Genomic DNA, 12,117 nt, shown 5'->3' with positions numbered 1-12,117 from the left:
GTGGTTTGGCCGTGGTCCAAGTTCCGGCCCAGTTTAAGTCTCTGTTGACCACACCTTTGGGCCAACGCCCTCGTGATCCCCGCTCGGGTTGCGACCGCATGACCCAGAGGTTAGAATTTTAATCAATGGCTTCAGGGCATAAGCGCTGGGGCGTGGTCCGAAAAAGCCCGTGGACGGGTCCGGTTCGCCGGTCGGATCATGCTCCATAGAATTGGGGTTCGCGCATCAATGCCCGGCACGGTGTGGGGTCCATCTTGATTTCTCGTTCGCTTGCTCGCGCGCTCTTGGCTTCGGTTGCGCTGATGACGGCCGGCGTTCTGCTGACCGGCTGCAACAGCGACCAGGTCTCGCTCGCGACCAACGCCAAGGCCAACCAGCCGGTGCCGCCGAAGCTGATCGCTGCGATGGCCGAGAAGGACATGGACCTGCAATCGCCGATCCTGGTCCGCCTGTTCAAGCAGGAGGCCGAGCTCGAGATCTGGAAGCAGACCCGCTCAGGCAAGTTCGCGCTGCTCAAGACCTATCCGATCTGCCGCTGGTCCGGCGACCTCGGCCCCAAGGTGCGCGAAGGCGACCGCCAGGCGCCGGAGGGATTCTACTCGATCAACCCGAGCCAGATGAATCCGCAGTCGGCCTATTACTTGTCCTTCAACACGGGCTATCCGAACGCGTTCGACAAGGCCTTGGGGCGCACCGGCTCGCAGCTGATGGTGCATGGCGATTGCTCGTCGCGCGGCTGCTACGCGATGACGGACGAGCAGATCGCGGAGATCTATTCGTTGGGGCGCGAATCCTTCTTCGGCGGCCAGAAGGCGTTCCAGCTGCAGGCCTATCCGTTCAAGATGACGCCGGTGAACATGGCCAGGCACCGGAACAATCCGAACATGCCGTTCTGGAAGATGATCAAGGAAGGCTATGATCATTTCGAGGTGACGCGGCAGGAGCCGAGGGTCGATTTCTGCGAAAAGAAATACGTGTTCGACGCGGCGAAGCCGGCGGACGCCAAGCGCGATCTGGTGTTCGACGCCTCGGCGAAGTGCCCGGCCTATGTGATCCCCGAGGAGATCGTCGCCGCCGTCCGCGAGAAGCAGGCCAAGGACGAAACGGAATACGCCAAGCTCGTCGCCAAGGGCACGCCGGTGGCGCGCATGAACACCGGCATCGACGGCGGCATGAACAAGGTGTTCGCCGCCAAGATTCCGGAAGGCTCGACCGGCCTGTCCGAAGGCGCCGAAGGCACCACGCTGCAGATGCTGGCGATGGCCAAGGCGCCGGGCACGATCCCCGGTCACGTCAATCCGCCGAAGCCCAACCTCGACTCGGTGGCGTCCGCGACCGCACCGCAGGACGTGCCGGTCGCAGCCGTCAGCGCGCCCGCGACCACGCGCGTCGCCGCAGTTGCGCCGGCGGAGAAGCCCCAGGCTGAGAAATCGCAAGCCGAGAAATCACAAGGCGGCGGCTTCTTCTCGAACCTCGGCCGCAAGATGGGCCTCGGCAGCTCCGAGACGACGGCGACCACGCCGCCGCCGCAGGCCACAGCGTCCGTGGCGCCGACCCAGACGTCCGTGACGCCGCCTACGGCAGCATCGAGGCTGAAGGCCGCTGTGACCCGCTTCGTGCCGGGGCATGACAAGTCCAAGGACACGGCCAAGGATGCGCCGAAGCCGGCGGCCGTCGCCGCCAAGCCTGCGGAGCCGCCGAAGCCCGACACCCGCCTCGCCCAGACGCGTCCGGCGCTGAAGCCGTCCGTGTCGGATGGCGCGGGTGAAGCGACGCAGATCATGGGCGCCGCGCCGGTGGTGCAGTCGAACTCGTTCGACAGCCGGTTTGGGGCGGTGAAGTAGGCGGGCGCCGCGCCTTCCGGAGCAAGCCAAGCACAACCTGCTGATTGCCCTTCCCCGCACATGGCCCGCCGCAGCAATAGCCGCGTGCGATCCGCCAGCTTGTCGGGAAGCTTGATCCCGCACGCGGAATGCAAGAAATCGCGACTTGGGGAAGGCCGGAGAAAGTTCGTCGTAGAGTTCGAACGCCTCCGACAAGGCCGCCACGGCGAGGATTGAGGAGCCGACTGGTTCCCTCCAAGGATCCGGGGCGCCTCTCGATGTGCCGGATTGCGTCACCCGGTCACCCAGCTATAGTTACGCCGTTTGCTCTCTCGCGCTGCGCATGAGTGGATTTGGGCATCTCGATCATCTGATTGACCGTATCTACGAGGCCGGGCTCATACCGTCATTGTGGCCCGCGGTTCTCGATGAAATCGGTAACGCTATCGGCGGCAATGGCGGACTGCTTTTCGCGGTACGCGACGGCTATATCAGCGGGGTCAATTCCGTCAATCACGACCAGACCATGCCTCTTTTCTTGCAAGAGGGATGGAGTGAGCGCGATCCGTTGCTGCCGCGTGCCGCCGCCCTCAACTACGCCGGCTTCCTCAATGATGGAGACCTTCTATCGGAGGAGGAGATCGCGACCAATGACGTGTACTGCAATTTCTACCGCAGGCACGGAATCGGCTACAGAGCCGGGACCCTCATTTCAATACCGAGCGGCGATTCGATTGCGATCGTCATGCCGCGACACCAAGACAACGGACCGGTGCCGCGCGACGTCGTCTCGTTCCTTGATGGCCTGAGGCCTCATCTAGCTCGGGCGTCCCTGACTGCAAACCGCCTTGGCTTCGAGCGCGCGCGCGCGCAAGCCGACGCACTGCAGGCCATTGGGCTGCCCGGAGCAATATTGCGCGAACGAGGCAAATTACTCGCGGCGAACGGCCTGTTCGAAGCACTGATGCCGTCGCTGTTCCAAGACCGCGCAGAGCGGTTGGCCCTGACAGATGTCACTGCGGACGGATTGTTCTTGGCGGCGCTGGGGACCTCGTTCGTTGGCACCAGTCGAGGCGTCAAGTCCCTCGCCATCGCAGCGGCCATGGATCGCGTACCGATGGTCCTGCATGTCGTCCCGGTGCGCGGATCCGCACGCGATATTTTCACGCAAGCCACCTTCATGCTCATCGTGACGCCCGTCGATCGCGGCGCGGTACCGAGTGCGGAAGTCCTGCAAGGGCTGTTCGACCTGACGCCGGCAGAAGCCCAGGTCGCACGTGGAGTTGCTCAGGCCGGATCGGTCGATGCACTCGCATCAAAAATCGGCGTGACGCGAGAGACGGTGCGCACGCAGCTCAAAGCCGTGCTTTCAAAGACCGGCCTTTCCCGTCAGCAGGAGCTCGTCAGCCTGCTCGCTGGCAAGGCATTGCGCGGCGGCTAGACCCCTATCCCGCAGACACATCCCTCATCGCCCTTCCGCCCGACGGCCCAGACCAGACCTTGCCCTGGCATGGGCAAGTCCTCTTTCACCCAAATGGGTGAAGACAGGGATCGGACCTCCGGGTTCAAGTTTGTCCGGTTGGTTGCAGGGTGAGAAGCGGCGACAATGGTCAGATCGGAGTTTTCGACATTCGAAGTGACTTTGGTGCAGCGCAAGCGAAAGAGATGGGTGTGGAGCGTCTGCACCAGCGGAGGAGCGGTCGTGGTGCGAGGGCGGGAATCAAGTCGATATGCCGCAAAGTACCAGGCCGAACGCGCGCTTTTCATGCTGCTTCTAACCGCGCCCTATTGGTCGCGACTTCCCGCATAATGAGGCTTTCAGTAATGTTGCGTCTGGACCTAGCTTGAGACGGAGCACCATACCGGATGCCTCGCTTTCGCGGAGGATGAAAGCTGTGGTCGGTGTGGGTTCGGCGCGCTTCACGAGCATCCCTACGGCGCCAGATACCGCATCAGCTCCGGATTGTCCCTGACCTCGCCCGCCTCGCCCTGCAGCGCAACCCTGCCGCGGTCGAGCACGTAGGCGTAGTCGGCGACGCGCAGCGCCAGGTCGAGGTGCTGCTCGACGATGATGACGGCGATATCCTTGGCGAGATCGATCAGGCGTTCGGTGATCTCCTCGATCACGCCGATCCAGACGCCTTCGGTCGGCTCGTCCAGCAGCAATAGCTTGGGATCACCCAGCATGGCGCGGCCGATGGCGAGCATCTTGCGCTCGCCGCCGGAGAGGGTGCCGGCGGGCTGGTCGAGCCGCTGGCCGAGCTTTGGGAAGATGGTCAGCACGTGATCGACGGCGTCGGCCTTCTTGCTCGCGAGCGAGCCGACCGCGAGATTGTCGCGCACCGACAGGCGCGCGAACACCGAATGCTCCTGCGGGACGTAGCCGATGCCGGCGCGGACGCGCTCCTGGGTGGCGCGGCGGCTGATGTCGCGGCCGTCGAAGGCGACCTCGCCCTTCCACGCCGGCAGCTCGCCGACGATGGTCTTCATCAGCGTGGTCTTGCCGGCGCCGTTGCGGCCGAGCACGGCGACGCCGCCGCGCCAGGGAATGCCGAGGCTGACGTCGAACAGGACCTGGCTGCGGCCATAGCCGGCGTCGAGATGCTTGATGTCCAAAAATTCAGGCACGGCGCAGATAGATCTCCTGGACGGCCTTGTTGGCCTGGATCTCGGACACCGTGCCCGACGCCAGCACCTTGCCCTGGTCGAGCACGGTGAGGCGATCGCAGATGTCGCGGATGAAATCGAGGTCGTGCTCGACGATGACGAGCGAGCAATGCTGCTTGATCGGCTGCAGCAATTCGCCGGTGACGCGGCGCTCCTCCAGGCTCATGCCGCCGGTGGGCTCGTCGAGCAGCAACAGCTTCGGCTTGCCGGCGAGCGCCATCGCGATCTCCAGCCATTGCTGCTGGCCGTGCGACAGCGCGGCGGCCGCATCGAAGGCGCGGTCGGCGAGGCGGAACTGCGTCAGCATGGTCATGACCTGGTCGTGCAGGAGACCGCGCGTGCGCGAGAACACGAGGTCGAGCAGCGAGCACTGCGCCTGCAGCGCGAGCAGGATGTTGTCGTAGAGCGTCAGCGTCGGCAGCACGCTGGTGATCTGGAATTTCAGGCTCATGCCGGCCCGCGCCCGCTCGGTCGGCGTGAACGCGGTGATGTCGGTGTTGACGAAGGAGACCTTGCCCTGCGTCGGCACCTCGGCGCCGGCGATGCACTTCATCAGCGTGCTCTTGCCGGAGCCGTTCGGGCCGATCAGGCCGTGAAACTCGTTCTCGCCGACGGTGAGCGCCGCGCCGTCGAGCGCAGTGAGCTTGCCGAAGACCTTCTTGATGCCGGCGGCCTCAAGGAGCGGCATTGCGCTTCTCCTTTGGCTTCGAACCGAAGCTGCCGACCCGCTCGCGCTCGCCGAGCACGAAGCTGATCAGGCCGAGCGGCCGGAACAGGATCACGAGCAGCAGCAAGAGGCCCAGGATGATCGGCCAGACGTCACGATAATTGTCCGACAGCCAGAAGCTGACGCCCTCGACGATGACAGTGCCGATGACGGCACCGATCAGCGTGCCGGAGCCGCCGAACAGCACGTAGAGCACGACCTGGGTCGAGACCACGACGCCGACCATGTTGGGCCAGACGAAGCCCTCGTGGAAGGCGTAGAGGCTGCCGGCAAGGCCCGCAATGGCGCCGCCGATGGTGAAGATGATGGCTTTCAGGTGCTGCACCTTGTAGCCGAAGAAAGCGATGCGCTGCTCGTTTTCGCGCAGGCCCGCGAGCGCCAGGCCGAACTGCGAACGTACCAGGAAGCGGCAGAGCAGGTAGACGACGACGAGGATGCCGAGCACCAGATAGTAGAAGGCCGGGCCTTCCGTGAACTCGTAGCCGCCGAGCGACATCGGCGCGATCGAGGGGATGCCGTTCTGGCCGCCGAGATAATACCAGCCGCGGGCCAGGCGATCGGCGGCGTAGGAGCCGGTGAGCGTGCCCAGCGACACGAAGATCACGCTCGAGGGATGCCGTCCCAGCAGCAGGAAGCCGCCGAGCAGGAGCGCGAAGGTGAGTCCGATGATGGTCCCCGCCGGCAGCACCAGGAGGATGTTGGTGATGTCGAGGTCGCGCGCGAGCAGCGCGACGCCGTAGCCGGCCGAGCCGAAGAACAGGGCCTGGCCGAAGCTCATGATGCCGGCATAGCCCCAGACCAGGTCAAACGACAGCGCGAACAGCGCCAGGATGATCACCCGCGTCGCGAACACCGTGAGATAGTCCTGCAGCACCAGCGGCGCGAGCAGCGCTGCAACCAGCACGACGCCCTCCACGATCGGCAGGATCTTCCGCCCTGACGATGCGCTCTTGGCCCCCGGAACGTCCGCTTCGCTGCCAACGTTGGCGTGGACAGCCTGTTTAGCCGCACCCATGGACTTCAGCATTTCGAATTCGACATCGTGGGATCAGTCCGCCTGGTCGTGTGTCACCTCTCCCCAACGGGGAGAGGTGAAGAGAGAGCCTCTCGGCTGGCACAGATGCAAGCCAAACTGACGATGACCCGGCATTTGACGTCAGCATTCCTTGGGATCGACGAGGCCGTTGCTGCGGGCGACGATCTCGTAGTTCCCACCCTTGGCGACCGCGGTGTACATCTTCATCTTGCAGTGCCGCTTGCCCGGCACCATCTCGGCGGGCCCGCCCGGACCTTCCGCGATCTTGGCGTGGTCGAGCGCGGCGGCGACCGACTCGCGATCGATCTTGCCGGCTTCCTTGACGGCAGCCTCCCACAGCTTCAGGCCGCGATAGGTGCCGGTGGCGGCGCTGCCGGCGGCGAACAGGAAGTTGCCGGGGAAATCCTTCTCGTAGGCGGCCTGGATCTTGGCGTCGAACGGGTTTTCCTTGGTCAGCACCTTGAAATAGTCGAGGCAGCTTGCGAGGCCTTCGATCTCCGCGGCCTGGTTGATGTTGAGCGTGTTCTCGTCATAGTAGACGCAGGCGAGCCGCCCGCCGCTCTTGAGGAAGCCCGCTTCATAGAGCTGCTTGAAGAACGGACCGACGCCCGGCGGGATGACGGTGTTGAAGACGACGTCGACCTTGTTGGAGATGATGCGGTTGACCGTCGAGGAGAAGTCGACCTGGTCGAGCGGGTAATATTCCTCGAACACGACCTCGCCGCCGTTGGCTTCGATCACCTTGCGGGCGTAGACGTTGAGCGTGTGCGGCCAGACATAGTTGGCGCTGGGCAGCGCGAACTTCTTGCCGCCGTTCTTGATCAGCCAGGGAATGAACTCGTCGCACTGCTGCGCCGGCGTCGGGCCGGTGCAGAACAGGTAGGGCGTGCACTCCTTGCCTTCGTAGAGCTGCGGATAGATGTAGAGCGTCTTGCCGCGGGCGACGATCGGATCCTTGATCGCGTTGCGCATCGAGGACGTGATGCCGCCGAGCACCATGTCGACCTTGTCGCGCTGGATCAGCTTTCGCACGTTGCCGACGGCGACGGATTCGTTGGACGCGGTGTCCTCGATGTAGAGCTCGAGCGGACGGCCGAGCAGGCCGCCGGCCGCGTTGATCTCCTTGATCACCATCTTGGCGACGTTGGCGTCGGCGTTGCCGGCATAGGCGATCGGGCCGGTGAGGTCGGTGGCGATGCCGACCTTGATCGGGCCTTCCGCCGCATTGGCCCAGGGCGCCGGGATCACCCAGCTGCCGACACCGGTTGCGACCGCGCCGGACGCAAAAGCGAAATTGGAGAGGAAACGACGCCGCGTGAGCTGAGTACGATCGAGCATGTGATTAAACCCCTTTTCCAGCGATGAGGCCCTGCGGGCGGAATTTGATGAAGACAATGGCGAGCACGAAGACGAGCACATCGGCGACGACGGGCGCCATCACCCAGGGCAGAGCGGCACTGAGCGTGCCGATGACGCCGGCGCCGGCGACCGGGCCGATGAAGGAGCCGACGCCGCCGACCATGACCGCGACAAAGCCCTGGATCAGGAAGCGCAGCCCGAGATCGGCGTAGAGGCTGAACACCGGCACGATCAGCGCGCCGGCAAGCCCGGCGAGCGCGGAGCCGAACGCGAAGGTGGCGCCGTACATCAAGGGCGTGGAGATGCCGGAGGCGCGCGCCAGCGACGGGTTCTCCAGCGTGGCGCGCATGCGCAGGCCGAAGCTGGTGCGCGAGAGCAGCAGGTAACAGCCGGCCATCACCAGGAGCGTGATGACGATGATGGTGAAGCGCCAGGCCGAGATGTGCATGGCGCCGATGTCGATCGAGCCGCCGATCGGCTCGGGCACGGTGAGATAGAAGCCGCCGATCAGCCCGCGCACGGATTCGCGGATGATCAGGCCGAGCGCATAGGTGCCGAGCATGGCGACGATGGGTGCGGCGTAGAAGCGGCGGATGATCAGCGCTTCCAGCACGAAGCCGAGCGCGCCGACGACGAAGGGCGCCGCGACCATGCCGGCCCAGATCGGCAGGCCCCTGGCATAGGCGAGATAGGTGATGTAGGCGCCGAGCAGGACGAACTCGCCTTGCGCGAAGTTGAAGATGCCCATCATGCTGGCGATGATCCCGAGCCCCAGCACGATCAGAACGATGATCGCCCCGAAGCTCAGGATCTCGAACGTCGCGACGAACGCATTAGCCATGCGCCGGAGCCTTTCCCGTTCCGATGGAATCGGAACGGGCCTCTAGAATTCGGTTTTGACGCGTTTTCCTGACGCGAACCGGGGTCCAGTTCGCGCGAAAACGATCTGGCGTTCCGCCCACCTGCATCAACACCTCGTTCACATCTTCTTCCAGTCGCCGATCTGCTCGAAGGCATGGGCGGCGCGGTAGATCGTGGATTCCTCGAACATGCGGCCGACCAGCATCAGGCCGACGGGCAGGCCGTCGACCATGCCGCAGGGCAGCGACATCGCGGGATGATGCGTGATGTCGAACGGCGCGGTGTTGGAGATCATCTCGAGCGCGCGGGCGACGTACTCCTCGCGGCTTGCATTTGGCTCCGGCAGCTTGGTCGCCTTCATCGGCGTGGTCGGCATCAGCAGGAGATCGTAATCCCTGAACGCCTTGTCGTAGGCCGCGGTCAGCCGGCGCGAGATGTTGAGCGCCTTGCCGTAGAAGCGTGGACCGAAATTGTTGTTGATGTAGGTGCCGAGCATCATGAACAACTTCGTGGTCTCCGACAGCGAGTCGGCCTGCCGGCGCCAGCCACGGTGGAAATCCATCAGCGAGGTCGAATAGAGGTCGCCGCGGCTGAGGCCGTAGCCGTCGCCGAACATCATGGTCTGGGTCAGGCCTTCGGTGCCGATCGGGGTCCAGATCGCGCCACCCAGGAGGTGCATCGGGATCGAGACGGTCTCGACGGTGGCGCCGAGATCCTTGAAACGCTTTGCTGCCTCGCGCACGCCTTCATTCACCGCAGCCTCCGCGCCCGGCTGCTCGAAACCTTCCTTGACGATGCCGATCTTCATGCCCTTGACGCCCTGACCGAGCGCCTTGGTGTATTCCTCGACCTTCGGAGCCTTGATGCGAGGATCGTAGCCGTCGTCGCCGGCGAGCACTTCGAGCAGCAGCGCGTTGTCGGCGACCGTCGCGGTCATCGGGCCGGTATGGTCGACATAGATCTCGATCGGCATGATCCCGGTATAGGGCACGAGGCCCCAGGTCGGCTTCATGCCGTAGATGCCGCAGAACGAGGACGGCATCCGGATCGAGCCGCCCTGATCGCCGCCGATCGCCATGTCCACCTCGCCGAGGGCGACCACGACGCCCGAGCCCGACGACGAGCCGCCGGCCGAGTAGCCCATCTTGTGCGGATTGTGCACCGGCCCGTAGGATCCGGTGTGGCTGCCGCCGGACAGGCAGAAATGCTCGCAATGCACCTTGCCCTTGATCTCGGCGCCGGCATCCAGCATGCGCGTGACGATGGTGGCGTCGAAATCGGGCACATAGCCTTCCAGCGTCGACGACCCGTTGGTCATGGGAACGCCGGCCAGCATGATGTTGTCCTTCAGGGCGACGGTCTTGCCCTTCAGCTTGCCGCTGGCTGCGCCCTTCACGGTCGACTTGCGATACCAGGCGTTGCGCGGGTTCTCCTCGGCCGAGGGCCGGTAACCCGGCGTGCGCGGGTACTTCACCTCAGGCACCTCGTCCGGCATCGTGGCAACGAGATTGTAGGCCTCGATCGAGCCCTGCATCAGGCCGCGGAACGAGGCGACGTCGTCGTCGGTCAGCGAAAGGCCGCACTGCTCGGCGACGCTGCGAAGTTGGTCGGGCGTGGGAAGGACAACTGTCACGGCGCTCTCCTTGAAGGCTTCTTGTTTCCTGGCGTTGAACGGAAGCCTTCCGCCCGCGCCTGCACGGCGCGGGCCAATCCGGCTTCGCGGCGATACTACAGACGGAAATATTTTCCTTTTCAAGTATTATTTCGCGAGACGGCTGCGACGTATCGGCGGCCGCATTCAGAACGTCTTGATGATCCTGAAGTCGAGACCGTCGGCTTCAGCGAAGTACATCGGCATCTCGGCGCGGCCGTCGCGAAGAGTCACGGGTCCGCGGCCGGCCGAGTAGACGGTGTTGCGCGCGGCTTTCAGGAGCGGACGAAACGCCAGCGAGCCGGCGCGGTTGGCTACGGACTCCAGGAAGCGCAACCCTTCATAGTTCGACTGGCCGACGGAGCCGACCGGCGGCGCATTGGCGCCGAACATGGCCTCGTATCCGCTGAGGAACTCGTCGTTGGCGCGTGAAGCCATGCAGTTGAAATAGCCGGAGGCGCAGAACAGATTCTCGGTGTTGTCGGCGCCGATGCCGAGCAGCACGGTCTCGTCCATCGCGCCCCCGAGGCGCAGCGTCGAGGTGGCAAGGCCCGCTTCGGCGAAGGCGCGGTTGAAGGTGATGCTGTCGGTGCCGATCAGGGAGATCAGCACCACGTCCGGCCTGGCGGCGCGGATGCGCGCCAGATGCGGCTCGTGATTGTCCTCGCCGACCGGAACGAACTCCTCGCCGACGACCTGGCCGCCCGCCTCCTTGATGTAGCGCTTCACCGCGCGATGCGACTGCCAGGGCCAGACGTAATCGCTGCCGATCAGGTACCAGCGCGCCGCCTTCTTGACCTCCGCGAGCCAATGGATCGAGGGCCGGCTCTGCCAGCGCGGCGTCTCGCCGATCGCCATGACCCCCGGCGTGCGCTCGCCGCCTTCATAGACCGGGGTGTAGATATAGGGGATGCGGTCGCCGGTGACCTTGCGCAGCGCGACGCGGACGGCGCTGATATGCGAGCCCATGATGAGGTCGACCTCGTCGAAGGCGATCGCCTGCTCGGCGCGGCGAACCACGTCTTCGATCGGGCCGCCGGAGTCGTAGATCGACAGCTCCAGCTCGCGGCCCAGAATGCCACCGCGCTTGTTGATCTCGGCCACCGCCAGCATCGCGCTGTTGGTGGAGCTCGGGCCCCAGATCCCCGGCGAGCCGGTGAAGGTGAGAAAATTGCCGATGCGCAGCTTGTTGCGCGCGCCGCGCCGCTTCATGAAATGCGCATCGACCGGGGACAGGTCGAAATCCGCCACCGATGACGACAAATTCCTGAACAGCAGGGACGGCGGCAACGCCGGTCTGCCGTGAGCCGGGAAGTTCACCGTCGCGCGCACGCCAACTCCTGTCTGGGACCAGACCTGAAAGCACATTGATCAGGCGGCCGCGGCTTCCGCCCTTTTGTTGGGCAATGATCCTATTTTGAAAATATTGAATGTTCAAGAATTGAAGTGCATATAGATGCAGCATTGATTGCAAGACATTCACTCATCTGGGTCAAGACGAAGTCTTAGCCGTGGCAAAACCGCCGAAAGAAAACTCCCCGATCACCGAACACCTCGCCTACCTGCTCGCGCAAGCCAACCGGGAAATCAACCGGCAGCTCGAACTGCGGTTGAGCAAGGAAGGCGTTCCCGTCGAGCAATGGCGCATCCTGAAAGTGCTGTCGGATGGCAACGGCCACTCGATGGGAGAGCTTGCGGATGCGGTGCTGCTCAACCATCCGACATTGACCAAGATGATCGACCGCATGGTCTCCGACACGCTGGTCTATCGCGTTCAGGACCCGAACGACCGCCGCAAGGTCCTGATGTTCATCTCCGACCGCGGCAAGGTGCTGTGCAGGAAGCTCAACTCGCTCGCGGTGGACCAGGAGGAGCACATCCTGGAAAGCTACGGCGACAAGTCGACGAGCGAGCTCAAGCGACTACTGGAGAGCCTGATCGACAGCTCGAACTGAGGCTCGGCTGCGCCGGGTGAAAGCCGATCGGGCCATGC

The 12,117-nt window shown here is 64.3% G+C and carries 10 protein-coding genes; 3 read left to right on the top strand and 7 right to left on the bottom strand.

Annotation, left to right across the window (positions count from 1 at the left end):
• Positions 1-302 precede the first annotated feature (302 nt).
• A complete protein-coding gene (locus AC1RQP_RS16190) occupies positions 303-1,844 on the top strand; it encodes a L,D-transpeptidase family protein (protein ID WP_239620189.1) in 1,542 nt (513 codons plus the stop codon).
• A 322-nt stretch (positions 1,845-2,166) separates the two neighbouring features.
• A complete protein-coding gene (locus tag AC1RQP_RS16185; RefSeq protein WP_492937681.1) occupies positions 2,167-3,264 on the top strand; it encodes a helix-turn-helix transcriptional regulator in 1,098 nt (365 codons plus the stop codon).
• 491 nt (positions 3,265-3,755) lie between these two features.
• On the opposite strand, the gene AC1RQP_RS16180 is transcribed toward AC1RQP_RS16185, so the two are convergent.
• The 7 genes from AC1RQP_RS16180 to AC1RQP_RS16150 all read right to left on the bottom strand — a co-directional run bounded on the left by AC1RQP_RS16180 (position 3,756) and on the right by AC1RQP_RS16150 (position 11,456).
• Positions 3,756-4,451: a branched-chain amino acid ABC transporter ATP-binding protein gene (locus tag AC1RQP_RS16180; RefSeq protein WP_492937680.1), complete on the bottom strand. Its 696-nt coding sequence runs from the start codon at positions 4,449-4,451 to the stop codon at positions 3,756-3,758.
• Positions 4,444-5,178 carry an ABC transporter ATP-binding protein gene (locus AC1RQP_RS16175; protein WP_028177470.1) on the bottom strand — a complete coding sequence of 245 codons (735 nt, stop codon included), beginning with the start codon at positions 5,176-5,178 and terminating at the stop codon, positions 4,444-4,446. Before AC1RQP_RS16175 ends, AC1RQP_RS16180 begins: the two co-directional genes overlap by 8 nt.
• The gene (locus AC1RQP_RS16170) at positions 5,165-6,244 is read right to left on the bottom strand and encodes a branched-chain amino acid ABC transporter permease (protein ID WP_492937679.1); all 1,080 of its coding nucleotides are present in this window, start codon (positions 6,242-6,244) and stop codon (positions 5,165-5,167) included. The genes AC1RQP_RS16175 and AC1RQP_RS16170 overlap by 14 nt, the downstream gene beginning before the upstream one ends.
• A 129-nt stretch (positions 6,245-6,373) precedes the next feature.
• On the bottom strand, positions 6,374-7,591 hold the full coding sequence (locus tag AC1RQP_RS16165; RefSeq protein ID WP_239620182.1) for a substrate-binding protein: 1,218 nt from the start codon (positions 7,589-7,591) through the stop codon (positions 6,374-6,376).
• Between the two features lie 4 nt (positions 7,592-7,595).
• Positions 7,596-8,453, bottom strand: coding sequence for a branched-chain amino acid ABC transporter permease (locus AC1RQP_RS16160; RefSeq protein WP_194390956.1), 858 nt, complete (start codon positions 8,451-8,453; stop codon positions 7,596-7,598).
• A gap of 138 nt (positions 8,454-8,591) precedes the next feature.
• Complete coding sequence (locus AC1RQP_RS16155; protein WP_239620181.1) at positions 8,592-10,106, bottom strand: amidase; 1,515 nt, start codon at positions 10,104-10,106, stop codon at positions 8,592-8,594.
• A gap of 165 nt (positions 10,107-10,271) precedes the next feature.
• Positions 10,272-11,456, bottom strand: coding sequence for a substrate-binding domain-containing protein (locus tag AC1RQP_RS16150; RefSeq protein ID WP_492937678.1), 1,185 nt, complete (start codon positions 11,454-11,456; stop codon positions 10,272-10,274).
• 179 nt (positions 11,457-11,635) lie between these two features.
• Between AC1RQP_RS16150 and AC1RQP_RS16145 the strand changes: the two genes are divergently transcribed.
• Complete coding sequence (locus AC1RQP_RS16145) at positions 11,636-12,079, top strand: MarR family winged helix-turn-helix transcriptional regulator (protein ID WP_239620178.1); 444 nt, start codon at positions 11,636-11,638, stop codon at positions 12,077-12,079.
• Positions 12,080-12,117 lie beyond the last annotated feature (38 nt).

It is taken from the genome of Bradyrhizobium sp. GW821-FHT13H06 (assembly GCF_058803975.1).
The sequence above is the reverse complement of the archived record's forward strand: the minus strand, read 5'-3'. Positions and strand labels throughout refer to the sequence as shown.